This window comes from Anaerovorax odorimutans DSM 5092, assembly GCF_000426305.1.
Taxonomy (GTDB): domain Bacteria; phylum Bacillota; class Clostridia; order Peptostreptococcales; family Anaerovoracaceae; genus Anaerovorax; species Anaerovorax odorimutans.
Genome location: NZ_AUFC01000005.1, coordinates 153550 through 178980, shown reverse-complemented (window position 1 = coordinate 178980; position 25431 = coordinate 153550). Strand labels below are relative to the sequence as shown.

Genomic DNA, 25431 nt, shown 5'->3' with positions numbered 1-25431 from the left:
TATGAAAGACTGTTTGATATGTAATTCTGAAGCAATGCTATGTATGAAGGGTAAAACTGATGGAGTAAAAGTATATGCTGTTGATGAAACCAATAAATTAACCACATCTCTTTGGGAGGAATATCCGGGCCCTCCTAGTGACTGTGATAACGGTTTGATACAATTTTCTGTGGAAGGAAAATGGGGTTTTGCTCACTTAAGAACAGGCGATGTAGTTATTAAACCTGTATGGGATTTTGCTATGCCTTTTCAAAAGGGGAAGGCTATGGTTATTATGGGCTGCGTAGTAAGTATACCAAAAGGGCATGATTGGCTTTTAAGGGGATTAGAAGTGCATGGAGGCAAATATGGATATATAGATTCTAAAGGAACCCTTATTAAGCCTTGTAATAAAAACTTTTGATAACATTGGAGGATAAATTATAGTACAATCAAGAATTTTATTGATGAAATTCTAATGTTCTTAGGTTATTAATTATGATAAGCATTTCTATAGTTATTGTAATTATCATTTTGAAAATCAACACCTTTGAGTGAATCATGGGATTTTAGTAAGCTTATGGCAATTTTTCGCCTGCTTTTTCATATTGTTTTTTTTTGATCATGTTGTCTAATGAAGAGAATATTAAAGTGCAGGAAAATAAAGAGAAAAGATAGAGTGCTGTAATAAAAAGGAGGAATTTATTTTGCTTGATTATGAGTATATTTCTAATAGGCTACCTTATGGAATTGAACAAAAGGAACAGGCATTAGAAGTTTTTAAGAAAATTTTATATTATGCTGAGCATGCACGTAAAAATGGTTTCCTATGCTTAGAAGAACTTATATATAATGAGACTGATATATTTCTTAAAAATTGTCTTTACAGAATCATTCAAGGTTGGAAGACACAAGATATAAAAGAATATACAGAAAAATATATTCTTTCAATAAATGTCAATGGTGAGTATTTTTTGAAAATGATTGTAATTGCAGATGGGGTAATAAAGATACTTGAAAATCAATCTAATATTAATTTGATTTTAAAACTTTCAGCATGGTTTGGTGATGATTTTCAAGATTATTTCTACAATGAAATTAAAAAAATTCAGAATAAGAGTATGGAAATCGAAAAAGACAAGATAAGGAGGATAAAGGTTTCTGCTTTTTCGGATTTTGATGAATTATCTGTTTTTCCTGAAAAAGTTCTTCAGGATTTATTAAGAGAAATAGAAATAGATACATTAGCGATAGCTTTAAAATCAGCCAAATGGCAGACATTTCAAGTTATTATGAAAAATTTATCGGAGGAAAACAGAATAAGAATAGAAGAAGTAATGGGGAATATGAACAATTTACGTTTATGTGATATTAAAAAAGCTCAGGCTGAAATTATGGAAACAAGTAATACATAAAATAGGATTACAATTTAATGATAATTAAAAATCTTAATTTATTAAATTAAGGAGTATTTATATGGAGGATAAAAATGTTAGTTGATTTTGACATATTAACAGTTATTATTGGGTTTATTATTTTTATTATTATTGCATTAATTTTTAAGTTGAAGCTAAAAAGAGAAAATATTTATATATTATTTTGCTTTATTATGTTTTTATATATTCTTAACGTTGCAAAATTAACATTGTTTCCTTTTCCAATCTTTTCAGATTGGTATGAGGCTAATTTATTCGAAAGCATAAATTTAATTCCATTTGATAGTATATTAAATAAAGAATCCCTTTATAATATTTTAATGATGATGCCTCTCGGATTTGGGTTGCCTTTTGTTTCAAAAATAAATAATTGGAAAAAGATAATAATTGCAGCTATTTTTTCAGGATTGATAATTGAATCTTTACAATTTATAATTGCAATAACTATTTCGAAAGGTTTTACTTTTAGGTTTATAGATATAGATGATATTATATGTAATTTTATAGGAACTATTATTGGATTTTGTATTCTTAAAGTATTTTCAAAAGCCTTTTTAAAACTATTGAAATATGACAACTCAAGTCTTGATAAATTTTGGGATTATATATTCAATATATCCGGTATTGTTATACAATTTGAACAAGATTTATAAATGCAAATATTGTTTTCATAAAAATTACTTTATTCGTTAGATAATTTAGACACATAATATAATATCGGTGCAGTAATGGTGCAGTAAAAAAAGAAAATTTAAGTTTTTTAAAGAAACGATAAGTAAATTTAAGTAAATCAAAAAACGATAAACCCCTTGGAATATACCGTCATCTTGCAATTCCAAGGGGTTTTGAATTTTAATAAAAATACTATACATTGAACAGGAAGTGAATAACATCTCCGTCTTTTACTATATAATCTTTTCCTTCGGAGCGAACCAGTCCTTTTTCTTTGGCTGTTGCTAAGTTACCACCACATTCTATTAATTTATCATATGCAATGGTTTCTGCACGTATAAATCCTTTTTCAAAATCGGTATGTATTTTTCCTGCAGCTTGTGGTGCTTTAGAACCATTTTTTATAGTCCATGCACGAACTTCCGGTTCACCTGCAGTTAAAAATGATATTAGATTAAGTAAATGATACGATGCTTTAATTAATTTGTCTAATCCGGATTCATTTATTCCCAGCTCTTCGAAAAACATTAATTTTTCTTCTTCTTCAAGCTCTGAAATCTCAGCTTCTACTTTTGCACAAATTACAACTACATCAGAATTCTCTGTATCTGCAAATTCTCGAACTTTTTTTACATAATCATTTTCTTCAGAAGAAGCTACTTCATCTTCTGAAACATTTGCTGCATATATTACAGGCTTATATGAAAGTAAGTCAAGGGATTTTATAAAGTCATGTTCTTCCTTTGATAAATCAAGTGTTCTGGCTGATAATCCTTCCTCTAATCTAACTTTCACTTTTTCTAAAATATCAATTTCTGACTGGAGGCTTTTGTCACCTTTTAAATTTTTCTTTGTTTTTTGAAGTCTTCTTTCTATAATTTCCATATCTGAAAAGATAAGTTCCATATTTATTGTTTCTATATCAGAAAGTGGATTTATTTTCCCGTCCACATGTACAACGTTAGGATCATCAAAACAACGAACAACATGAACTATGGCTTCTACTTCTCTTATATGTCCTAAAAATTTATTGCCGAGCCCTTCACCTTTTGAAGCACCTTTTACAAGACCAGCTATATCATAAAATTCAATAGTAGTATAGATTGTTTTTTTTGCCTTGTACATATCAGTAAGAACTTTTAATCTTTCATCGGGGACAGTTACTACACCTACATTTGGTTCAATAGTACAAAACGGATAATTTGCTGCTTCTGCTCCTGCTTTTGTTATTGCATTAAAAAGTGTACTCTTTCCAACGTTTGGAAGACCTACTATACCTAATTTCATTTTTTTCTCCTTTTGCTAGTTATATTCTATTTTTCATTTGTATTTATTAATAAAAAATTCGTCCTTTGTATTTTGATTTTCGCCATAAATAGATGTAGGCAATGATAAATACGATTAAAATAATTAAGCTTAATACCTGAGCTTGTTTAAATATAGTGCCCAGCATTAGACTATCAGTTCTTAAGCCTTCTACAAAAAATCTTTCGATTGAGTATAAAATACCGTAAAGTAAAAATGTTTGACCTTCAAACTGCCTGCGATTATCTACAAAAATTAATATTAAAAATAATAGAAAGCACCAAATTGATTCATATAAGAAAGTAGGATGAACCTTTTGCCCATCTACCATAATACCCCAAGGCAGATTAGTAGGGCCACCATGAGCTTCAGTGTTAAAATAATTGCCCCAGCGTCCAATAGATTGAGCAAGTGCTACCACAGGAACTGTTAAATCTAATAAATTAAGAGGACGATAATTCCAAACTATACATAAAACAGCTGCAGTTATAAAGCCTACAATAAGACCTCCGTGTATGGCCAGGCCGCCAGCTCGTATGTTAATTATTTTTCCAATATCCCACGCATAATAATCCCATTTAAAAATAACATAGTATAGTCTTGCTCCTATCACTCCTGCAGGAATACAGATTAATACAAAATCCAGGATTTTGTCAGCAGTAAAATCGTGTTTTGGTGCACGAACAGAAATAATTATTACAGATAAAATCATTGCAGCAGCAATGATAATTCCATACCACATAATATCCATACCAAAGATTGTAAAAGCGATTGGATTTGGTGTTCCCATAAAATCCTCCTTATAATTATTAAATGAAAACTATTTATAAGTCTATATATTATACAATAAAATTTATTAAATGCACAGTATAACTTATATTTTATCCAAAAATTGTATAAAAATAACGAAAATGATTAGAAAATAAAAGTTAATAAAAAATTAAGAAAATATTAACAGCAAGTATGATATAATTCGTTATAGTTTATGTTGAGTTTATATTTAAATGTAAAAACTTAGGGGATCTAATCAATAGGAGGTATTATGTTAGAGAAAAATATAGAGCATGAAGAAGAAAAAAAAGAAGAAATAAAAACTAAAGAAATAGAAGCCGAAGAAATAAATACATATTCAGATAAACCTAAAAAAAAGTTTTTAAAAAAAAAGAATAAAGAAGATAAAATGCCTAAAATAAAAAAATCTAAGAAAAAAAAGGTTATTATTGTAATTATAGTCTTATTAATTATAGGATTTGCAGCATACAAGGTTTTAATGCCACATGAAGTACAAGGAATTAATGTTACAACGGGCAGTGCTGAAAAAATGGATGTTGAACAAGTTGTAAGTATAAAAGGTATAATTGAAGGGGCTGAAACAGCTAATATTTCTACTTCTTTAAATTATGAAGTGGAATCTATATTGGTATCTGAAGGTGATAAGGTGAGCAAAGAGCAAGTTCTTGCGGTTTTGGATAGTGAGTCAGTTGAAGCTGATTACAATAAAGCACGAAAGAATCTTGAACAATCTAAGTTTAAATATGATGCTTCACAAACTTTATATTCTCAAGGTGCCATTTCAGAAGAAGACTTAATAAGTGCAAGAACAACTTACGAAAATGATAAAATTACAGTGGATTCTTTTGACGAATTAGCTCAGACGCAAATAAAAAGTCCTATAAATGGTACAGTTACAAGAGTGAATACTTCAAAGGGAAGAGCTGCAAATGATACTCCAAATGATGAGCCAATGTTTGTTATAGAAGATTTAGATCATTTACAAATGAAAGTAAAAATAAGTGAATATGACATTAATAAGATAAAGCTTAATCAGCCTGTTACAATAAGTGCTGAGGTGCTTGGCCCAAATAACGTCAGCGGTGTTGTATCAAAGATATCGCCTACCGGTGAAACTAAAGAAAGTGGATCTAAAGAAATGGTAATTCCTGTAACCATTGATGTAAATAAAGGAAATCAAGATTTATTTGCAGGTGTTTCAGCTAAAGCTGATATTTCAATTGAAAAGAAGACAGATGTACTTACAGTGCCTATTGATGCAATATTAACTGATCCAAATACGGGGAAAAATTCTGTAATGGTCGTTAAAAATAATAAGTTAAAAAAGGTATTGGTTGAACTTGGAACGGAAGGAGATTTTAACGTAGAAGTAACTTCCGGTGAGTTGAAAGAGGGAAATAAGGTTGTACTTGGTCCTACTCTTGACATGACAGATGGCATGGAAGTAACTTCAATGCCTCAGGAATAGAGAGGTGCTGGGATGAAAGATTTAAACGGAAAAGAGATTATTAAAGTTGAAAATTTAAAAAAAGTATATAGAAACGGCGATATTCAGGTTGAAGCATTAAAAGGGATAAATATTACAGTAGACCAAGGAGAATTTATTGCTATAATGGGCACATCGGGTTCTGGTAAATCTACATTTATGAATATTTTGGGATGTCTAGACCGCCCTACCTTGGGACACTATTATCTTGAAGGTATTGATGTAAGAGAAAAAGATGACGATGAACTTTCCCTTGTAAGAAATAAAAAGATTGGGTTTGTATTTCAATCTTTTAACTTGATCTCAAGAACAAGTGCTTTAAAAAATGTTGAACTGCCTATGGTATACGGTAAGATAGGTGCAGAAGAAAGAAGGCTCAGAGCTTTAGAACTTTTGAAAAGCGTTGGTTTAGAATCGAGATGGGGTCATATGCCAAATGAATTATCAGGAGGCCAGAAACAAAGGGTTGCTATTGCAAGAGCATTAGCAAATAAGCCTCCTATTATTTTAGCAGATGAACCTACAGGAAATTTAGATTCTAAATCCTCTGTTGAAATTATGGAAATTTTTACAAAATTAAATAGAGAAATGGGGAATACTGTTATTATTGTTACTCATGAGCCTGATATTGCTGAGTTTACTGATCGTATTATTACTTTTAAGGACGGGCAAATAAAAAGTGATGAGATGACAGAAAATGGAAGAGCTTACTGCTCTAAAGAAAGGGAGGCCTAATTATGCTTTTTTTAGAGAATTTGAAGTTGGCTTTAAACGCTATAAAAACAAATAAAATGCGTTCATTTTTAACTATGCTTGGCATAATTATAGGAATCAGCTCAGTTATAGCAATCACTTCTATTGGTGATAGTGCAAAGGCTGTAATAGGAAAAGAATTTGATAATTATGGTAAGAATAATTTATATATATATTTAAATTGGAGATTAATTGAAGATTCTGTTGAATACTCAGATTTAATTTCTCCCGAAGATATTGAGGCACTTAAAAAAAGGTTTTCTAATGAAATAGCTTATATTGCACCTTCTGTAAGTTATTCTTCTAAGGTTACGGTTGCACGTCTTAATGGTAAATTTGATATTCAAGGAGTTGCAGCAGATTATAATAAATATAAAAAGATGACTATATTAAAGGGAAGGATGATAAATGAGTCAGATGTTAAAGGTGAAAAAAATCGTATTGTTATTGATAAAGATGCAGCTATGTACTTTTTTAACAGTACGGATGTTGTTGGAAAGACCCTTCCTTTGACTATTTCTGATGAATCAAAAGATTTAACTATTGTTGGGGTATATGAGGTGGAAAAAAGCATTTTTTCAGGTATGATGAGCGGTGATTCCTATACGGCATATTCTCCATACACTATATTGGAGAATGTGGATAGAACTACAAGTTACCTTGATTTATATGCTACCGATAAAGCAGATATTTCTACTATTGGTAAAAAGTTGACAGATTATTTGTCAAGAATAAAAGATAAACCAAATGACTTATATTTAGTTGAAACCCTTCAATCGCAGCAAGGGACTATGGATAAAATATTAGGAACATTATCTCTGGCAATTGGTGCTATAGCTGCTATTTCTCTAATAGTAGGAGGTATAGGTATTATGAATATAATGCTTGTATCTGTTACTGAAAGAACAAGAGAAATAGGTATCAGAAAGTCTCTTGGAGCAAGAACAAAAGATATTTTACAGCAATTTTTAATTGAATCTATGATTATATCTGCAATTGGAGGACTTATCGGAACCTTCCTTGGAATAGGAATTGCTGCAATTGGAATGAGTTTTGCTAAAATTTCTATTGTTATTAATCCTATGGTTATTATAATAGCAGTAGTGTTCTCTGCTGTTGTAGGTATGTTTTTTGGTCTCTATCCGGCAAGAAAAGCCGCAAAGCTAGATCCAATCGAAGCGTTAAGATATGAATAGTAAAGTAGATTTTTAACATAGATAAATTATAAATCCCTATAATTTGCAGGATAAGTAAAGTCTTTATAATGTTTATATTAAGATAGCATAAATTAATGTAATAATTAACCTCAAGAATTTTATAATTTAATATTTTATAAAAAATTTGTATTTTATTCTTTAAAGGTTTTAAAATAATATAAAATAATATATAATTAATATCTAGTTAAAATATTATAAATAATCAATAGATAAAATAGGAGGAATATTAAGTTGTGCGGGTTTGTCGGATTTATAGATAAAATACAGAAGAACGAAAAAGAAAATATTATGAAAAATATGTTGGAAACCATTGTTCATAGAGGACCTGATAGTGAGGGGATTTATGCAGATAATGATGCGGCGTTAGGCTTTAGGCGACTTTCTATCATTGACTTGTCAGATGCAGGAACACAACCGTTTTATAATGAAGATAAAACGCTTGCTCTTGTTTTTAATGGAGAAATTTATAATTTTCAGAGTATAAGAAAAGATTTAATAGAAAAAGGTCATGTTTTCACGAGTAATACAGATACTGAGGTTTTAGTGCATGGTTATGAAGAATATGGGAAAAATCTATTACAAAAACTGAGAGGGATGTTTGCCTTTGCTATTTGGAATGTGAAGGAAAAAAGTCTTTTTGCAGCAAGAGATTTTTTTGGCATTAAGCCAGTATATTATTACAAAGGCGATGATGGTACCTTTATTTTTGGAAGTGAGATAAAATCATTTTTAAAACATCCAAGCTTTAGAAAAGAAATAAATAAAAATGCCTTAAAGCCATATTTGACATTTCAATATTCTGCAACTGAAGAAACCTTTTTTAAGAATGTATATAAACTTCCACAGGGACATTACATGGAAGTAAAAGATGGACAAGTTAATATAGAGATGTTCTATGATGCAGATTTTACAATAGAGGAAAATTCATTGGAATATTATGTAGATGCCATTGAGAAAGAAGTAGTAGAATCTGTAAAGGTACATCAGATAAGTGATGTAAAGGTTGGAGCATTCCTTTCAGGAGGAGTGGATTCAAGCTATATTGCGGCTCTTCAAAATCCTGAGCACAGTTTTTCAGTTGGATTTGAAAATCCCGACTTCGATGAAACTATGTATGCAAAAGAATTCAGTGAGATTGTAGGGATAAAAAATCACAGAAAGGTTATAAGTCCTGATGAATGTTTTGATGTTCTAGGTACTATACAGTATCATATGGATGAACCTCATTCTAATCCATCAGCGGTACCTCTGTATTTTTTAGCTAAGATGGCTTCAGAATATGTAACTGTTGTTTTATCAGGCGAAGGAGCTGATGAACTATTTGGAGGATATCATTGGTATAATATTTCTTCGTTAATGAGAAAATACAGAAAGCTACCTTCTGGACTTCGTAAATCAATAAGAAAAGCAGGTGAGTTAACAGGTAGAAACAGAATTACCGATTTTTTAATTAGGGGAGGAACGCCGGTTGAAGAAAGCTTTATAGGTCAAGCACTTGTATTCCCTGAAGAAGAAGCTGTAGATATTCTTGCGGATGATTATAAATGTGGACCTTCAGTAAAAAGTATTACAAGACCTTTTTATAATAAAGTAAAGGATAGCGAAGATTTAATCAAAAAGCAGTATTTAGATATGCATCTTTGGATGCCAAGTGATATTTTACTTAAAGCAGATAAAATGAGTATGGCTCATTCTCTGGAATTAAGAGTCCCATTTCTTGATAAAGAGGTGATGGCACTTGCAGGTAAAATTCCGGGAGATTATAAGGTAAATGACCATGACGTAAAATATGTATTTAGAAAAGCCGCAGCAAGAAAATTGCCGAACGAATGGGCAACGCGTTATAAACTCGGTTTTCCGGTACCTATAAGAATATGGTTTAAACAGGAAAAGTACTATAATATCGTTAAAGATGCTTTTATGGCGGACTATGTATCTGAGTTTTTCAATAAAAATAAATTATTAAAATTACTGGAAGATCATTATAATGGTATTACAAATAATGCAAGAAAAATTTATACCGTCTATATCTTTTTAGTATGGTATCAAGAGTATTTTATTAAGAGATAATAAATTTATAAAAGGAGCCAAAAGGCTCCTTGAATTTTTTTAGATTGGTGGTTAATTTTGAAATATAATAAAATTGTAAAAGGGACTTTTATATCAAGACCAAACCGTTTTCTTGCAAAAGTTTTAATAGATACAAAAGTACACGTAGTTCACGTAAAAAATACCGGACGATGCAGAGAATTGCTAATAGAAGGTGCCACAGTATATTTAGAAGATTTTAAAGATAATCTCCGTAACCGAAAAACACGTTTTTCTCTTGTTGCAGTGGAAAAAATTATAGTTAGAAATGGGAAAGAAAAAGTTTTGCTTGTTAATATGGACAGCCAAATAACAAATAAAGTTGCCGGAGAGGCCTTTGAAAACGGTGCTATAATATTACCTAATTTTGATAAAGGCTATTATAATATTCGAACTGAGAAAACCTTTGGAGATTCAAGATTTGATTTTTATATAGAAGGAGCACGAAAAGATAGAAATTCTAAAGAGGAAGAGCAAATAAGAGCATATGTTGAAATAAAAAGCTGTACATTAGAAGAAAATGGTTGTGCAAAATTTCCGGATGCACCCACCCAAAGAGGAGTAAAACACATTCGTGAACTTTGCGGCGCAGTTAAAAAAGGCTATTTGGCTTATGTAATATTTATAATTCAAATGAAAGAAGTTTCAAACTTTAAACCTAATGATGTTCTTCATCCCGAATTTGGTATAGCCTTGAGAGAAGCCCAAAAATATGGTGTTAATATTTTAGCTTATGATTGTATAAATACTGAAGATTCAATAAGGGTAGATAAGCCTGTAAAAGTAATATTATAAACAATATGTATATAGATTCTCTAATGAAATTTGGATTAATATAAATATATAGTTATTATTTTAATGAGGTGCCTTAAAATAATTCTACTTTTATGTAGAAAATTATTTTGGCACCTCTTTAAGTTTAATTAATTATTAATATTACCAACTGCATCCATTACAACAATTAAATCTAGAATTTGATTGAGATTGGACACAGGAGTTTTGACTGCATCGGCTAGAATTATTTCGGTTGCAGCAACAGTTAAATTGGAAGTCACTTTCAACAAAATTATTGTTGTTTTCGCATCCGCATGATGTTATAGGGGATACACTTGAATTTGTGCCGCAGAAACAATCTGGCTTTCGTACATCTTCACAAACTTCATCTTCTTCAGCTGCTAATGTGCCGTCGCAAGGTAACATACCTTCGCAAGCGTTTACGCAGAATAAAGTTTTACGAGTAACCTCTGTATGAATTGTAGGCTCCACAGCTAAACCTGTAATAAGTGAAATTGTATAGTTGTTATCAGGACAGCAATCGAAACAGCCGTCATCACAGCATGGATTTCCGCAATCATTATTAGGTCTTGGTCTTCTTCTGCAGCTTACTACTAATCTTGGATTCACCATATTAATATTAGCACCAAATTGGAATAATATATTTGGAGAGGTGCCATTAATACTACAAGGTATACTTAAGTCTGGTATTGCGAAGCTTGATAAACATCCTTCAGGTAGACAAGTATTTCCTGAAGTAGGAGCATTTGCTATTTCAATACGGAAGCAGCATGTATTTCCATCAGTATTTACTGTACCTTCTAAAACATATTTTGCTCTTAAATCCCAAGGTCCTGCATTATTGACTAGGAAAAATGTCTTTGTTGGTAGACCTTCTTCCATGCAGCGATTTTTTTGAATATTAGGTAGTAAGTTAGCAGTTGACGCTACATATTGACCATTAAAGTATTCAACATTATCAACTGCGTGGCCATCTACAGTTACTTGGCATGCATCAATATTTCCAGGAGGTCTGGTGTTAAAATATTCAACTAATACATATGATTTTTCAATGTTAAATATAGAATTGCTATTTATCTCACATGGAGTACAGCAACAATTTTGTGGCATTGTTTCTAGTTTTGTTACAAAACATTTTGCATGAGGACCACCTGTATTAAGATTAAAAAGTAGTGGACAGCTAGTATCGTTATTATAAGAAAAAACTTTATCCATATATACTAAATTAGATTGTGGATTTGTAAAGTTAAGATCATCAGAATCGATACTAGTTCCACAAATATTGCTTAAGCAACGCCCGCTGCGGTTTGGCAGACAGGATCCAGGAACTCTATGTCTTTTCATAATTATAAACCTCTCTTTTTATTGTAATATAGTAAATTTAAAATTATATTTACTATGTAAAGAGGTTTGTGAAGTATGGTATATTATATGACAGAATCAATTTAATGTCCCTGTTAGTTTAAAAAATTATTATAAATTGAAGAAAATTATAAATTAATATTATTTGGTAAAAAACATTTAAATTAAGTGAAAGGAATTAAAGAAATGATAAAAAAAAGAAATCAATTTTGGACAATGATATTTGCTTTTGTACCGGGAGCAGGGCACATGTATAATGGATTCATGAAACTTGGGGTTTCTTTTATGGGGTTATTTTTTGGTTTTTGGGCTATTACCTTATTATTAAAAATAGGAACCATAGGATTACTTACACCAGTTATTTGGTTTTATGCATTTTTTGATTGTATAAACAGAACATTTTTAGATGATGAGGACTTTTATTCTCAAGAAGATGATTATCTTTTTAATATTCTATCTAATGATAAAGATTTAGAATATATTAAAAGTAAAAAATATATTATTGGAGTAATTTTAGTATTCATAGGTTTATTTGCTTTATGGAATAATGTTTTTATGGGAACAATTATAAAATTAATAAATTTACCTGATATAATTTTAAATATGATCTATACAATAAATCATATTGTTGTTCAGATTATTGTTGCTATTTTAATAATATGGGCAGGAGTTATTCTTATAAAGGGGAAAAAAGAATAAAATGAAAAAATATGTAGAATTTTAGCAAGAAAAATAAAAAATAGGATAGAATTTCCAATAACTACATGTAGACTATATATAGGAATAAAATTTCGATTACACACTATATAAAGTGTACGGTTGATATTGATTAAATTATTAATTATGATAAAAAACAAAAAATGGACCTTTTGGCCCATTTTTTGTTATGATGTAGTTGAAAAGTGGAGTGAAGTGGAGTATAGTGGTTTTAAATCACGATGAAATGGTGGAGGGGTCTCTAATGTTGATGGGCGAATACAGAAACTCAATAGATGTAAAGAGCAGGCTTATTGTGCCTTCAAAATTTAGAGAAGAACTGGGTTATAAATGTGTTTTAACAAAAGGATTAGATAATTGCTTATATATTTATCCCATGGAAGAGTGGGTTAAATTTCAAGAAAAATTATCTAAATTACCCGTTTCAGATGTAAAAGCTAGAGCATTTGTAAGATATTTTTATGCCAGTGCTGTGGAATGTGAACTGGATAAACAAGGAAGAATAACAATTCCACAGAGCTTGAAAAAATATGCAAATATTGAGAAAGAGCTTGTAACATTGGGAGTATTAAATAAAGTAGAAATTTGGAGCAAAGAAGAATGGGAAAATGCTGAAGCTGGTGAAAAGCTTGAACCAACGGAATTTGCAGAACAAATGGAAATATATGGTATATAGGAGAAATCAGCATGGAGTTTAAGCATACTTCGGTACTATTTAATGAAACAATAGAAAATTTAAATATAAATCCAGATGGAATCTATGTTGATGGAACATTAGGAGGGGGTGGACATGCCTCCGGAATCTGTGAAAAGCTTAACCAAGACGGTATTCTTATAGGTATTGATAGAGACAAAGATGCAATAAATGCAGCTAGCAAAAGGTTAGAAAATTTTAATTGTAAAAAAATTTTTGTACAAAGTAATTATTCTAATATAAAAAAGATATTAAAAGAACTTGGCTTGAGTAAAGTTGATGGTATTGTTTTAGATTTAGGAGTATCTTCTTTTCAATTGGACAACCATGAAAGAGGATTTTCGTATATGCAGACAGCTAAGCTGGATATGAGAATGAATTCAGATGATATTTTAACTGCAGAACAAGTTATAAATGAGTATTCTCAAAAAGAACTTACAGAAATAATAAAAAAATACGGGGAAGAAAGATGGGCTTCTCGTATTGCTGAATTTATTGTAAAAGAGCGACAGAAAAAGCAAATAGAGACAACTACAGAATTGGTAAATATTATAAAAGCAGCAATACCTGCATCTGCAAGAAGAGAAGGACCTCATCCGGCAAAAAGAACTTTTCAAGCTATAAGAATTGAAGTTAATGATGAACTTGGGCAATTAGAAAAAGCGGTAGATGAATTAATTGATGTATTAAATGAAGAAGGGCGCCTTTGTATTATTACCTTTCATTCGTTGGAAGATAGAATAGTTAAAAATATTTTTAATAATAGAGCAAATCCTTGTACTTGTCCAAAGGATTTTCCGGTATGTATGTGTGGTAAGGTAGCTGATGTTAAGAAAATAAGCGGCAAACCGATAGTTCCTTCAAAAGAGGAACTTGAAGATAATCCCAGGGCAAGAAGCTCAAAATTAAGAGTGATAAAAAAGATTAAAGGGGAAGAAAGGTTATGATGTTAGCAGAAAAAAATTATGAGTATCAAAGAGTAAGGCGACCTTACAGCGTTGATGCGGTGGAACGAAAAAGGCAAGTTAAAAGTTCAAAGAAAAAATCAAATTCCATAATTACTTCAAAAGATAAGATAGCTATACTGATGTTTACTTTATTTGTGGGAATTATTTGTGTGGGATTGATATTATGTACAGCTTATGCTGCAAAGGTTAAGTACAATATCAATAATCTTACAAATAAAAATGAGGTAATAGCTGGAGAAATTGAAACTTTAAATGTTGAAATTCAAAGTGCATCAAATATAAAAACTATTGAGGAAAAAGCAATTTCAAGGATTGGAATGATTCATCCTACTCAAGACCAATTAGTTTTTATGGATGGAAACAAAAAGCCAGCAGATGATTTTTCATTAGCACTTAAGCAACAGGCATATAATTAGCTTTGGTAAAATATAATATTTTAAACTACATATTGCAAACATAAGCCAGATAACTTAATTATGAGATAAGGGAGTAATCTGGCTTTTGAGCATAGCTTAATTTAACTGGGAGGTAATTTGGATGTTAGCATCTACAAATAAAAATAAAAGAAGAATGATTTTTGTATTTGTTATGGTTTGTTTATTATGTACAGGACTTGCATTTAGAGTTGGCTGGATACAAGTTGTAGCAAGTGAAAAATATGCGAAGCTTGCAATTGAGCAGCAGACGAGAGATGTACCTATACCTGCCAAAAGAGGTGCTATTTTAGATAGGAACGGCAAAGAATTAGCCATAAGTGCAGTAACTCATTCCATATGGGTAAGACCAAGCCTGATAAAAGGTAGCGATTCATCAAAGGCTGATGAAAATATAAACAATGCAGTTAAAACCCTATCTGGAATTTTAGAAATGGATGAAGAAGAAGTTCGGTCAGTTGTAACTCAAAATAAATTACTTGTTAAATTGGCAAAGTATGTTGATAAGGATAAGACAGATAAAATAAGAGAAGCTAATATTAGCGGCATTGAAATCGCAGAGGATGTAAAAAGGTATTATCCAATGGGTGCTTTTGCATCTCATTTACTTGGAAGTGTAACAGATGATAACAGGGGATTGGCAGGAATAGAATTAAAATATAACAATTATTTAAGCGGACTCCCGGGAAGATGGATAAAGAGTGCAGATTTGACAGGAAACAGTCTTACTTATGGTGTTGAGAAATATTATAAAGCTGAAAATGGTTTGAATGTTGTACTTACAATTGATGAAGTAATACAGCATATTGTTGAAAAAGCTATAGAAACAGTTCAAGCAAATACAGAGGCAGATATGGTTGAATGTCTTGTTATGGATCCTAAAACAGGGGATGTTCTTGCTCTTGCAGCTACCCCTGAATATGACCCTAATGATCCAAGAGTTCCGTTAGATTCTGAAAAGGCAAAATATGTGGAAAGCCTACCGGATGATAAAAAAATAGATTATTGGAATTCAATGTGGAGAAATCCTCTTATAAGTGATGTCTATGAACCTGGATCAACATTTAAATTGCTTACAACTGCAATGGCTCTAGAGGAAGGGGTTACCTCGCTGGCAGACAAATTTGTATGCACTGGATATTATGATGTTGCAGGAACTATACTGAAATGCTGGAGATATTATAACCCTCATGGTGAAGAAACCTTAACACAAGCAGTTGGGAATTCTTGCAATCCGGTGTTCATCCAGCTTGCACAAAGATTAGGAATGGATAAATACTTTGAGTATTTAGATTTATTTGGCATTACAGAAAGAACAGGAATAGATTATCCAGGAGAAGGCTATGCCATATTGCAAAAGAAAGAGACTGCAGGTCCTGTGGGCCTTGCTACAATGTCTTACGGGCAAGGAATAGCAGTTACTCCTATACAGCTAATAACTGCTATTTCATCTTTGGGAAACGAAGGAAAGCTAATGCAGCCAAGATTAGTAAAAGAATTAACTGATAATGATGGTAATGTAATTGAAAAATATGATACAAAAGTTGTAAGGCAAGTAATTTCAAAACAAACAGCAGAAGAAATGTGCCTTATTATGGAAGCAGTTGTAGATGAAGGCGGAAGCAAAAATGCGCAAGTATCCGGATATAGAATAGGGGGTAAAACAGGTACTGCAAATAAGGCTAAAAACGGGGGCTACAGTGAGCAGACATGTTCCTCATTTGTAGGCATGGCACCGATGGATGATCCAAAGATTACTGTTCTTGTAGTAGTGGATAATCCAAAGTTTACTAAGTTTGGAAGCACAACTGCAGCTCCGGGGGGGAAAATAATATTAGAAGAAACATTGAGATATCTGAATATAAAACCTACATATACACAAGAAGAACTTGACAAAATGCAGGAACAATTGATTAGTTTACCTGATTTCACAGGGAAAACTTACAGTGAAGTAAAAAGTAAATATGGGAATTTAGGCGTAAGTCTAATTGCTTCACCAAGTCCTAAAGATGGAGCTGATTTTACTATTGTAGATCAATATCCGAAAGCAGGTGAAAATGTCGCAAAGGGTTCAGGAGTGTATTTATATCACGATTAGAACTTATATAAATTAAAAATTGAAAACACCAAGGATAAGTTGACTTAATGTATTAAAAAAATTAAGGAGGCGTCTAAGGTGGGACTAAATATAATTGGGGTTACCGGTACTAATGGAAAAACAACCGTTACGTATATGCTAAGGAGTATTTTTGAAAAAAATAATATTTCTTGTGGGATTATAGGTACAACAGGTCATAGTTTTGGAAATGTAAAATATGAAGCTGTTAATACAACTCCAGGAGCAGAGCTTTTAGATCAACTATTAAAAGAAATGGAACAAGGTGGAATAACTTGCTGCATAATGGAAGTATCTTCTCACGGGCTAGCTCAAGACAGAGTAAAAAATATTAATTTTCAATATGGAATTTTTACTAATTTAACTCAAGATCATTTAGATTATCATAAAACATTAGAAAATTATTTTGAAGCAAAGAAAAAATTGTTTAATATGACAAGTAAAGCAAATATTATAAATATAGATGATGAATATGGTCTCAGAATTGTTAAAGATTTAGAAAAAGAAAAAAATGAAACTAATACTATAACTTATTCATTAAAAGATAAAAAAGCAAATTATTACTGTGAGATTGCAGAGACTACTGAAAGAGGTTCAAAATTCAATTTATATGAAAATGGAAAACTATTAGGTGCTTTATCAATTAATATGCCGGGAATTTTTATGATCTATAATTCATTAGCATCAATTGCATGTGCAAGGGAAAACAATATATCTTTTGAAGTTATTAAAGAAGGATGTCAGGAATTGAAAGGTGTCCCAGGCAGATTTCAACTGGTTGAAAATAGTAGTGACATTATAGCAATTGTAGATTATGCTCATACACCCGATGCTTTAGAGAAAGTTTTAAAAACTGCAACGGATTTTAAACGAGGTAAAATAATATGTGTCTTTGGTTGCGGTGGTGACAGAGATAAAAAGAAGAGACCTATAATGGGCAAAGTTGTAGGAGAATATTGCGATTATGCAATAATAACAAGTGATAATCCAAGAACAGAAGATCAACAAATAATTGCAGCAGAAATTGAAGAAGGTATTTATCATACAGGTTGTAATTATGAAATTATAAAAGATCGTTATAATGCTATTAAAAAGGCAATTGAGATTTATAAAAAAGGAGATATTATTATTGTTGCAGGTAAAGGTCATGAGACTTATCAAATAATTGGCAAAGAAAAGTTTTACTTTGATGACAGAGAAGCTTTGCAGGAAATAATAAAAAATTACGGAGAATAAAATGAAAGAAATAAGCATAAGAGAAATCGAAAAAGCTGTAAATGGGGAATTAATAGTAGGAGATAAGAATAAAAATGTTTTAGGCGTTTCAACAGATTCAAGAACAGTCAAGAAGACAGATTTATTTATTCCATTGATTGGTGAGAATTTTGATGCTCATAATTTCCTTAGTCAGGTTTTGGAATCAGGTTGTAAATCTATTTTATTATCAAAAGATTTTAATAAAAAGATATTAGATAATAAAAATTTAAATATAATAAAAGTAAAGGATACAACTAGGGCGTTGCAGGATTTAGCGGCATATTATTTATCTACTTTCCAAATAAAGAAGATAGGAGTAACTGGCAGTACAGGAAAAACTACTACAAAAGAAATGCTGTATCATATCTTCTCACAGAAAAATAATACTGTAAGAAATATTGGCAATTTAAATAATGAAATTGGTTTACCTTTGACAGTTTTTAATGTAGAAGAAGATACAGAAGTTGGTATTTTTGAGATGGGTATGAGTCAATTTGGTGAGATTGATCGTTTGGCTGATATTGTAAGACCTGATATAGGAATTATTACAAATATTGGCACATCTCATATTGAGAATTTTGGTGATAGGAAGGGTATACTTAAAGCAAAATTAGAAATAACTAATTATTTTACAGATAAAAATATATTAATAAGAAATGAAGACAGTGATTTACTTAAAGAAGAAAATGTAAAAGGTGTATATAAGCTTATTACTACAGGGGAAACGGGAAAGAGTAATTTTATTATATCAAACATCATAGATATGGGCGAGAATGGTATAGAATTTTTTATTGAGCATAAAGAAGAAATTCAAAAATTTAAATTAAATATTCCTGGAAGACATAATGCATACAATGCAGCACTTGCTGTTGCAGCTGCGGTTTCATGTAATATAACAATGAAGCAGGCAGCAATAGGCTTAAGCAAAATGGAAATTATCACAGATAAACGCCTTAGTATAAAAGGCAAAAATGGAATTAAAGTAATTGACGACACTTATAATGCAAGTCCTGATTCAATGAAGTCTGCTATAGACGTGCTGATGTCAACAAATGGTATAAGAAAAATAGCGATTTTAGGCGATATGTTAGAGATGGGGGCAGAAGCAAAAAAATATCACTTTGAAGTTGGAAAATATGCTTCACAATCCAAAGTAGATGTGTTAATATGCGTAGGGTACAATGCGAAAGAAATTGCATTAGGTGCAGAGAAAGGTCTAAAAAAAGAACAAATTATTTATTTTGATACAAAAGAAAAAGTATTTGATAAAATAAATAATTGTCTAACTCCAGGAGATGTGATTTTAATTAAAGGTTCCAGGGGAATGGCTATGGATGAAATTGTAAAAAAGATAATGGAGAAAGAGTAAATATGAACTATACGCAGATGGGAATAACAATAGCAGTGGCATTTATAATAACAGTAATAGGAATGTTATTATTTTTACCTGTATTAAAAAAAATAAAGGCGGGTCAAAGTATTAGAGAAGAAGGTCCCAAATCTCATATGATAAAATCGGGAACCCCCACAATGGGAGGTATCGTAATCATAGCAGCTGTCTTTATAACTTGTATCACAGCTGGAGAGATTAAAAAAGACATGATAATAATTTTAGCAGCTTTTGTAGCCTTTGGAATTTTAGGATTTTTAGATGATTTTGTTAAAGTATCTTTAAAAAGAAACTTGGGGTTAACTGCAAAACAAAAGTTATTTTTTCAAATTTTGATTGCAGTGGGTTTAGCCATATATCAATCTAAAGTATCAATATATGAAACAACTGTATTTATTCCATTTATTAATCAACATTGGGATTTTGGACTTTTATACATACCTTTTGTAGCGTTTGTAGTTGTTGCTATGGTAAACAGTGTTAATTTAACTGATGGACTTGATGGATTAGCATCAGGCGTTTCTGCTATAGTGTCCATATTTCTTGCAATTTATGCTTTGACATTTGGGTTCCCAACTGAAATTACTTTTTGCAGTGCTTTGGCAGGAGGATGTATAGGCTTTTTAATGTTTAATAAGTATCCTGCAAAAGTATTTATGGGAGATACTGGTTCTTTGGCCCTTGGAGGAGGAATTGCAAGTGCTGCAATCCTTATGAATATTGAACTAATTATTCCCATTGCAGGAGGTGTTTTTTTAGCAGAAACTCTTTCAGTTATAATACAAGTGATAAGCTTTAAAACAACAGGGAAAAGAGTTTTTAAAATGGCACCATTACATCATCATTTTGAATTGTGTGGATTTAAAGAAACAACAGTTGTAGCGGTATTTTGGTTAGTTACGCTAATTTTATGTGTGATAAGTATGTTGATTATATAGAGAGCAGCATGGAGGTAAGTTATGAATCAATTAAAAGGTAAGAATGTACTAGTGGTAGGAATGGGCAAATCAGGAATTGCAGCTGCGCAGGCTTTATTGAAGTTAGGCGCAGACGTATCTGTTTATGATAGAAAAAAGGAAGAACAAATAGATCCGCAGCTTATTCAATATTTTAGGAATAAAAATACAAATTGTTATTTTGGCATAGAACCTAATAATATAAAAGACTTAGGGTTAGATATGGTGGTAATGAGCCCAGGTGTTCCATTGGATATTCCGTTTATAGAAGAAGCAAAGAAATCAGGAGCTGAAATTATAGGAGAACTAGAGATTTCTTTTAGAGTTGGAAAAGGAAAATATGTAGCGATAACAGGAACAAACGGAAAGACGACTACTACAACTTTGGTCGGGAAAATATTTAAAGATGCAGGAAGATGGACTTATGTAGTGGGAAATGTGGGCGTTGCAGTTATTTCTAAAGCTATGTCAACAAAGGACGATGATTGGCTGGTAACAGAAACAAGTAGTTTTCAGCTGGAAACTACAAAATATTTTAAACCGGAAATCTCAGCGCTTTTAAATATTACTCCTGATCATATGGACAGACATAAGACCCTTGAAAATTATGCTAATGCTAAAGCTAAAATTTTTCAGAATCAAGAGCCCAATGATTATTTTGTTGTTAATGCAGATGATCCTGAGTGTATGAAATTATTAAAAAATTGCAGAGCTAAAATTGTTCCTTTCAGCAGAAAAAAAATATTGGATTTTGGATGTTTTGTTTTAAATGAGAATATTGTAATTAAAGATGAAAATGAAAAAATATATAATATTTGTCGTGTTGATGATCTTAAAATACCAGGAGCGCATAACTTAGAAAATGCATTGGCAGCTGCAGCTATATCGTATTTTTCTGGTATTGGTGTTGAAACAATCGGTAAAAGTTTAAAAGAATTTGAAGGAGTAGAACATAGATTAGAATTTTGCGGAGAAGTAGATGGAGTTTCATTTGTGAATGATTCTAAAGGAACTAATCCGGATGCTTCTATTAAAGCTCTTGAAGCAATAAAGGGTGACATTATTTTAATTGCGGGGGGATATGATAAAAACTCTGATTTTACAGATTTTATAGATGCATTTAATGAAAAGGTTAAGCATTTAATGCTTCTAGGAAAGACAGCGGAAAAGATAAAGAAAACTGCAGAAGATAAAGGATTCACTAATATTCATTTGGCTAAAGATATGGAAGAATGTGTAACAGAAGGCTTCAAATTAGCTAAATCTGGTGATACTGTGCTATTATCTCCTGCTTGTGCAAGTTGGGATATGTATACTTGCTTTGAGCAAAGAGGTGAACATTTTAAAAATTGTATCAATAAGTTAGAAAAATAAGTTAGGGGTATATAAAATCGAATGGCTGGTAAAAAACGTACACGAATGAAATCAGGTGATTTCATATTGACAATACTGACACTTGGTTTGGTGGTATTTGGTATCATCATGGTATTTAGTGCGAGCTATTATAATGCCATAAATGCAAGCGGAGATCCATATTATTATTTGAAAAGAGATGTTTTATGGGCATGTATTGGTCTTATACTTATGATTAGTACTGCTCTTGTGGATTACAAGGTTTATGCTAGATTTGCTCCAGCAATTATTTCTATTAGTTTTTTATTATTATTTTTACTGTTTACACCAATTGGCTTGACCAGAAATAATGCGACTAGATGGATTGGTGTTGGGGAAATGACGATAATGCCTGGTGAAATAGCCAAAATAGCTGTAATAATTTTTGTATCTTGGTATTTGAGCCAAGACCCAAGCAGAATAAAATCTTTGACAAGGGGAGTAATACCACTATTATTTTTAGCAGGAATGATGTTTGCACTTATTTATAAGCAACCTAATTTATCTACCGCAATTACTGTGGTTGGTATTGTTGTTGGAATAATGTTTGTTGCAGGATTAAGTCTGTTCTATTTTGTAGGAATTGTAGGCTTAGGTGCTATGGGAATTTTCGGTCTTATTATGACCGGAGGCGGTGAAAAATTAAAAAGATTTATGAGCTTTTTAGATCCTTTTAAGGATGAGCTGGGGGATGGTTATCAAGTAGTACAATCTTTATTGGCTTTAGGATCTGGTGGAATTTTTGGAGTAGGTCTTGGAAAAAGTATTCAAAAAACACTTTATTTACCAGAACCTCAAAATGATTTTATCTTTGCAATAATCGGTGAAGAGCTGGGGTTTGTTGGCTGTCTAATATTAATAGCATGCTATTTATTGCTAATTTGGAGAGGAATTCATATTGCTATGAATGCTCCTGATATGTTTGGCTGCTTTATGGCTTCAGGAATTACAATTATGCTAGCTTTACAAGTAATTTTAAATATAGCAGTAGTTACATCATCAATGCCGCCAACAGGAATCACACTGCCGTTTGTAAGTTATGGAGGAAATGCCCTTATGCTGTTTATGGGAGCCATGGGTATTTTATTAAATATATCGCGGCATTCGGCAAAATAAATATATGTTGAATGTAATAAGGTGCATGTGCTTTAGGAGAAAAAAATGATAAAAGTTATTATGACTGGCGGCGGCACTGGCGGGCATATATATCCTGCTGTTGCTATTGCAGATAAAATAAAGAGAAGAAATCCAGATGCTGAGATTTTGTTTGTGGGAACAAAAAGGGGTATGGAAAAGGATTTAGTCCCTAAAAGTGGATATCCTATTGAATTTATCACAGTAAGTGGTTTTAATCGTAAAAATATTTTTAAAAATATCAAGACCATACTTGATTTAGCAAAGGGAAATAAACAAGCTAAAAAGATTATAGAAAAATTTAATCCTGATATTGTAATCGGTACAGGAGGATATGTTTGTGGCCCCGTTGTAAGAGCTGCACATAAAAAAGGTATTCGCACATTTATTCATGAGCAAAATGCTTTTCCTGGTGTTACAAATAAACTTTTGGAAAAGTATGTTAATAAAGTATTTATCAGTTTCCCCGAATCTAAGGAATATTTTAAAAAACCCGAAAAATTAATAGTTACGGGTAACCCTATAAGAAAAAGTTTTATTATAAATGGTAGTAATAATTATAGAGAAAAATTGGGGATAAAGGATAATGAATTTGTTTTATTGTGTTTTGGAGGAAGCCGTGGTGCCGGAATTATTAATGAAAATATGGTAAAGGTTATAGAAAAAGTAAACAATATTTCCGATATTAAAGTATTTTTTATTACGGGTAAACTTTATTATGAAAAAATAAAATCTCAATTAATTAAAAAAAATATATCACTTTCAGGAAAAATTAATATTATGGAATATGCTGATAATATGCATGAATATATATTAGCATCTGATTTAATTATAAGCAGATCCGGCGCTCTTACTGTCTCAGAGATTACAGCTTGCGGTAAGGCATCAATTTTAATACCTTCTCCTAATGTTACAGCAAATCATCAATATTTTAATGCTAAAGTTGTATCAGATAAAGGGGGAGCTATTATAATCGAAGAAAAAGACTTAAATGAAGAAAAATTAATTTCTACAATATTGAGATTAAAGAAGGATAAAGAAGCTTTGAAGCATATGAGTTTGATGAGTGAAAATATAGGCCGTATAGATGCGGTTAATGTCATATATGATAATTTGCAGATTTAAACAGGCACACCTTTCAGAAATGTTCATATTATAGTAACAGACGGATATGAATATGTCTCAGACATTCTGCGGAGGTGTAATTTTGTGGACAGTTATCAAATAACCGGCGGAAAAAAACTTCAGGGAGAAATAACTCTCTCAGGAGCTAAAAATGCCGTACTTCCTATACTAGCTGCAACAATTATTACTGGGAAAGAAAGCAAATTAGATAATTGCCCTAATTTGTCTGATGTAAAAAATATGACAACAATACTCAGACAAATTGGCTGTAAAGTAAAAAAAGAAAACGGGTCTATAATAATAGATTCTAAAGATATTCATACTTTAGAGATCCCGGAAAAGTTAATGCGAGAAATGAGATCTTCTGTTTTTTTGATGGGGCCTATGATAGCCAGATTCGGAAAAGCCATTTTAAGTTACCCAGGAGGGTGTGAGATTGGCCTTAGACCAATTGACATTCATCTTTCTGCCCTGCAGCAATTAGGTGTTAAAATAAAAGAAGATCATGGATATTTAGAATGTACAGCGGAAAAACTTGTTGGAAATAGAATAGCTTTAGACTTTCCAAGTGTTGGTGCTACAGAAAATACAATGATGGCTGCTGCTTGTGCTGAAGGTGAAACAATTATTGTAAATGCAGCTAAAGAACCGGAAATTATCGATTTACAAAATTATTTAAACAATATTGGAGCACAAGTAAAAGGTGCAGGTACGAGTGAGATTGTAATAAATGGAAGAAATTCCTTTCATGACGTTACACATTCAGTTATTTCTGATAGGATAGAATGTGGTACTTTTTTGGCTGCTGCAGCAATGACAGGAGGAGAAATTTTAATAAGAAATTCTATCCCTAAACATATGATTATGACAGTATCTAAATTAAGAGAGACAGGATGTAAAATTGATGAAGGAAAAGATTGGATATACCTAAAAGCTCCAGAAAAATTGAATTCTATAGAAATTATAAAAACCCAGCCTTATCCCGGATTCCCAACGGATATGCAATCTCAAATGCTTTCTGTTTTAACTATTGCAAAAGGAACGAGCCTAATTGTTGAAACAATATTTGAAAATAGATTTAAACAAGTTAATAACTTAAAAAGTATGGGAGCAAAAATTGTGGTTGATGGAAGAAGTGCAGTTGTTACGGGTGTTGAATCTCTGGAAGGAGCAACAGTTTCGGCTAAGGATTTAAGAGGCGGAGCAGCATTGGTTATTGCAGGATTAGGTGCAAATGGAACGACAATTGTTGAAAATGTTTGTCATATAGATAGAGGTTACGATGATTTTGATGAAACACTTAGAAAATTGGGTGCAGATATATTTAGAGTCTAATTTAATTTACAAAGGAATAACAATTTAA

Annotated in this window: 23 protein-coding genes; 20 read left to right on the top strand and 3 right to left on the bottom strand. The window is 31.5% G+C overall.

Annotated features, from left to right (window positions below):
• Nucleotide 1 precedes the first annotated feature (1 nt).
• The 3 genes from K292_RS15915 to K292_RS17700 all read left to right on the top strand — a co-directional run bounded on the left by K292_RS15915 (nt 2) and on the right by K292_RS17700 (nt 2068).
• Nucleotides 2-403 (top strand): WG repeat-containing protein, encoded by a 402-nt coding sequence (locus K292_RS15915; protein WP_037372401.1) that lies wholly within the window; start codon nt 2-4, stop codon nt 401-403.
• Nucleotides 404-686: 283 nt separating this feature from the next.
• Complete coding sequence (locus K292_RS0103980) at nt 687-1394, top strand: FliG C-terminal domain-containing protein (RefSeq protein WP_027398741.1); 708 nt, start codon at nt 687-689, stop codon at nt 1392-1394.
• A 74-nt stretch (nt 1395-1468) separates the two neighbouring features.
• Nucleotides 1469-2068: a VanZ family protein gene (locus K292_RS17700; protein WP_051280290.1), complete on the top strand. Its 600-nt coding sequence runs from the start codon at nt 1469-1471 to the stop codon at nt 2066-2068.
• Nucleotides 2069-2279: 211 nt separating this feature from the next.
• Here the strand turns inward: K292_RS17700 and ychF are convergent, their stop codons facing one another.
• Both ychF and lgt read right to left on the bottom strand, forming a co-directional pair.
• Nucleotides 2280-3374 (bottom strand): redox-regulated ATPase YchF, encoded by a 1095-nt coding sequence (gene ychF, locus K292_RS0103970; RefSeq protein WP_027398740.1) that lies wholly within the window; start codon nt 3372-3374, stop codon nt 2280-2282.
• 46 nt (nt 3375-3420) lie between these two features.
• Complete coding sequence (gene lgt, locus K292_RS0103965) at nt 3421-4182, bottom strand: prolipoprotein diacylglyceryl transferase (RefSeq protein WP_027398739.1); 762 nt, start codon at nt 4180-4182, stop codon at nt 3421-3423.
• Between the two features lie 252 nt (nt 4183-4434).
• Between lgt and K292_RS17695 the strand changes: the two genes are divergently transcribed.
• The 5 genes from K292_RS17695 (at nt 4435) to sfsA (ending at nt 10523) form a co-directional block, all read left to right on the top strand.
• On the top strand, nt 4435-5652 hold the full coding sequence (locus tag K292_RS17695) for an efflux RND transporter periplasmic adaptor subunit (protein ID WP_051280288.1): 1218 nt from the start codon (nt 4435-4437) through the stop codon (nt 5650-5652).
• Nucleotides 5653-5664: 12 nt separating this feature from the next.
• The gene (locus tag K292_RS0103955; protein WP_027398738.1) at nt 5665-6405 is read left to right on the top strand and encodes an ABC transporter ATP-binding protein; all 741 of its coding nucleotides are present in this window, start codon (nt 5665-5667) and stop codon (nt 6403-6405) included.
• Nucleotides 6406-6407: 2 nt separating this feature from the next.
• The gene (locus K292_RS0103950) at nt 6408-7619 is read left to right on the top strand and encodes an ABC transporter permease (RefSeq protein WP_037372399.1); all 1212 of its coding nucleotides are present in this window, start codon (nt 6408-6410) and stop codon (nt 7617-7619) included.
• Nucleotides 7620-7871: 252 nt separating this feature from the next.
• Entirely contained in the window at nt 7872-9710 is a 1839-nt protein-coding gene (gene asnB / locus K292_RS0103945; protein ID WP_027398736.1) for an asparagine synthase (glutamine-hydrolyzing), read from the top strand.
• 57 nt (nt 9711-9767) lie between these two features.
• Complete coding sequence (gene sfsA / locus K292_RS0103940) at nt 9768-10523, top strand: DNA/RNA nuclease SfsA (RefSeq protein WP_027398735.1); 756 nt, start codon at nt 9768-9770, stop codon at nt 10521-10523.
• Between the two features lie 141 nt (nt 10524-10664).
• Here the strand turns inward: sfsA and K292_RS0103935 are convergent, their stop codons facing one another.
• Nucleotides 10665-11867 (bottom strand): hypothetical protein, encoded by a 1203-nt coding sequence (locus K292_RS0103935; protein WP_027398734.1) that lies wholly within the window; start codon nt 11865-11867, stop codon nt 10665-10667.
• Between the two features lie 204 nt (nt 11868-12071).
• On the opposite strand from K292_RS0103935, the gene K292_RS0103930 reads away from it, so the two are divergent.
• The 12 genes from K292_RS0103930 to murA all read left to right on the top strand — a co-directional run bounded on the left by K292_RS0103930 (nt 12072) and on the right by murA (nt 25403).
• Entirely contained in the window at nt 12072-12584 is a 513-nt protein-coding gene (locus tag K292_RS0103930) for a hypothetical protein (protein ID WP_027398733.1), read from the top strand.
• Nucleotides 12585-12846: 262 nt separating this feature from the next.
• The gene (mraZ, locus tag K292_RS0103925) at nt 12847-13278 is read left to right on the top strand and encodes a division/cell wall cluster transcriptional repressor MraZ (RefSeq protein WP_027398732.1); all 432 of its coding nucleotides are present in this window, start codon (nt 12847-12849) and stop codon (nt 13276-13278) included.
• A gap of 11 nt (nt 13279-13289) precedes the next feature.
• Nucleotides 13290-14243 (top strand): 16S rRNA (cytosine(1402)-N(4))-methyltransferase RsmH, encoded by a 954-nt coding sequence (gene rsmH / locus K292_RS0103920; protein ID WP_027398731.1) that lies wholly within the window; start codon nt 13290-13292, stop codon nt 14241-14243.
• Nucleotides 14240-14680, top strand: coding sequence for a hypothetical protein (locus K292_RS0103915; RefSeq protein ID WP_027398730.1), 441 nt, complete (start codon nt 14240-14242; stop codon nt 14678-14680). Before rsmH ends, K292_RS0103915 begins: the two co-directional genes overlap by 4 nt.
• A 121-nt stretch (nt 14681-14801) precedes the next feature.
• Nucleotides 14802-16796: a penicillin-binding transpeptidase domain-containing protein gene (locus K292_RS0103910; protein ID WP_027398729.1), complete on the top strand. Its 1995-nt coding sequence runs from the start codon at nt 14802-14804 to the stop codon at nt 16794-16796.
• Between the two features lie 78 nt (nt 16797-16874).
• A complete protein-coding gene (locus tag K292_RS15900; RefSeq protein ID WP_051280286.1) occupies nt 16875-18050 on the top strand; it encodes a UDP-N-acetylmuramoyl-L-alanyl-D-glutamate--2,6-diaminopimelate ligase in 1176 nt (391 codons plus the stop codon).
• A gap of 1 nt (nt 18051) precedes the next feature.
• Entirely contained in the window at nt 18052-19440 is a 1389-nt protein-coding gene (locus tag K292_RS0103900) for a UDP-N-acetylmuramoyl-tripeptide--D-alanyl-D-alanine ligase (protein ID WP_027398728.1), read from the top strand.
• A gap of 2 nt (nt 19441-19442) precedes the next feature.
• Entirely contained in the window at nt 19443-20399 is a 957-nt protein-coding gene (gene mraY, locus K292_RS0103895) for a phospho-N-acetylmuramoyl-pentapeptide-transferase (protein ID WP_027398727.1), read from the top strand.
• A gap of 21 nt (nt 20400-20420) precedes the next feature.
• Complete coding sequence (gene murD / locus K292_RS0103890) at nt 20421-21791, top strand: UDP-N-acetylmuramoyl-L-alanine--D-glutamate ligase (protein ID WP_027398726.1); 1371 nt, start codon at nt 20421-20423, stop codon at nt 21789-21791.
• Between the two features lie 21 nt (nt 21792-21812).
• Nucleotides 21813-22925, top strand: coding sequence for a putative lipid II flippase FtsW (gene ftsW, locus K292_RS0103885; RefSeq protein WP_027398725.1), 1113 nt, complete (start codon nt 21813-21815; stop codon nt 22923-22925).
• Between the two features lie 45 nt (nt 22926-22970).
• Nucleotides 22971-24068: an undecaprenyldiphospho-muramoylpentapeptide beta-N-acetylglucosaminyltransferase gene (gene murG, locus K292_RS0103880; RefSeq protein WP_051280284.1), complete on the top strand. Its 1098-nt coding sequence runs from the start codon at nt 22971-22973 to the stop codon at nt 24066-24068.
• 84 nt (nt 24069-24152) lie between these two features.
• The gene (gene murA, locus K292_RS0103875) at nt 24153-25403 is read left to right on the top strand and encodes a UDP-N-acetylglucosamine 1-carboxyvinyltransferase (RefSeq protein ID WP_037372395.1); all 1251 of its coding nucleotides are present in this window, start codon (nt 24153-24155) and stop codon (nt 25401-25403) included.
• The last annotated feature ends 28 nt before the right edge of the window (nt 25404-25431 follow it).

What these genes read in the sequence shown, in the direction of transcription:
- K292_RS15915 (WP_037372401.1), top strand. Translation starts at nt 2, where the DNA reads ATGAAAGACTGTTTGATATGTAATTCTGAAGCAATGCTATGTATGAAG.
- K292_RS17700 (WP_051280290.1), top strand. Translation starts at nt 1,469, where the DNA reads ATGTTAGTTGATTTTGACATATTAACAGTTATTATTGGGTTTATTATT.
- ychF (WP_027398740.1), bottom strand. Translation starts at nt 3,374, where the DNA reads ATGAAATTAGGTATAGTAGGTCTTCCAAACGTTGGAAAGAGTACACTT.
- lgt (WP_027398739.1), bottom strand. Translation starts at nt 4,182, where the DNA reads ATGGGAACACCAAATCCAATCGCTTTTACAATCTTTGGTATGGATATT.
- K292_RS17695 (WP_051280288.1), top strand. Translation starts at nt 4,435, where the DNA reads ATGTTAGAGAAAAATATAGAGCATGAAGAAGAAAAAAAAGAAGAAATA.
- K292_RS0103955 (WP_027398738.1), top strand. Translation starts at nt 5,665, where the DNA reads ATGAAAGATTTAAACGGAAAAGAGATTATTAAAGTTGAAAATTTAAAA.
- K292_RS0103950 (WP_037372399.1), top strand. Translation starts at nt 6,408, where the DNA reads ATGCTTTTTTTAGAGAATTTGAAGTTGGCTTTAAACGCTATAAAAACA.
- K292_RS0103935 (WP_027398734.1), bottom strand. Translation starts at nt 11,867, where the DNA reads ATGAAAAGACATAGAGTTCCTGGATCCTGTCTGCCAAACCGCAGCGGG.
- K292_RS0103930 (WP_027398733.1), top strand. Translation starts at nt 12,072, where the DNA reads ATGATAAAAAAAAGAAATCAATTTTGGACAATGATATTTGCTTTTGTA.
- mraZ (WP_027398732.1), top strand. Translation starts at nt 12,847, where the DNA reads ATGTTGATGGGCGAATACAGAAACTCAATAGATGTAAAGAGCAGGCTT.
- rsmH (WP_027398731.1), top strand. Translation starts at nt 13,290, where the DNA reads ATGGAGTTTAAGCATACTTCGGTACTATTTAATGAAACAATAGAAAAT.
- K292_RS0103915 (WP_027398730.1), top strand. Translation starts at nt 14,240, where the DNA reads ATGATGTTAGCAGAAAAAAATTATGAGTATCAAAGAGTAAGGCGACCT.
- K292_RS0103910 (WP_027398729.1), top strand. Translation starts at nt 14,802, where the DNA reads ATGTTAGCATCTACAAATAAAAATAAAAGAAGAATGATTTTTGTATTT.
- K292_RS0103900 (WP_027398728.1), top strand. Translation starts at nt 18,052, where the DNA reads ATGAAAGAAATAAGCATAAGAGAAATCGAAAAAGCTGTAAATGGGGAA.
- mraY (WP_027398727.1), top strand. Translation starts at nt 19,443, where the DNA reads ATGAACTATACGCAGATGGGAATAACAATAGCAGTGGCATTTATAATA.
- murD (WP_027398726.1), top strand. Translation starts at nt 20,421, where the DNA reads ATGAATCAATTAAAAGGTAAGAATGTACTAGTGGTAGGAATGGGCAAA.
- ftsW (WP_027398725.1), top strand. Translation starts at nt 21,813, where the DNA reads ATGGCTGGTAAAAAACGTACACGAATGAAATCAGGTGATTTCATATTG.
- murG (WP_051280284.1), top strand. Translation starts at nt 22,971, where the DNA reads ATGATAAAAGTTATTATGACTGGCGGCGGCACTGGCGGGCATATATAT.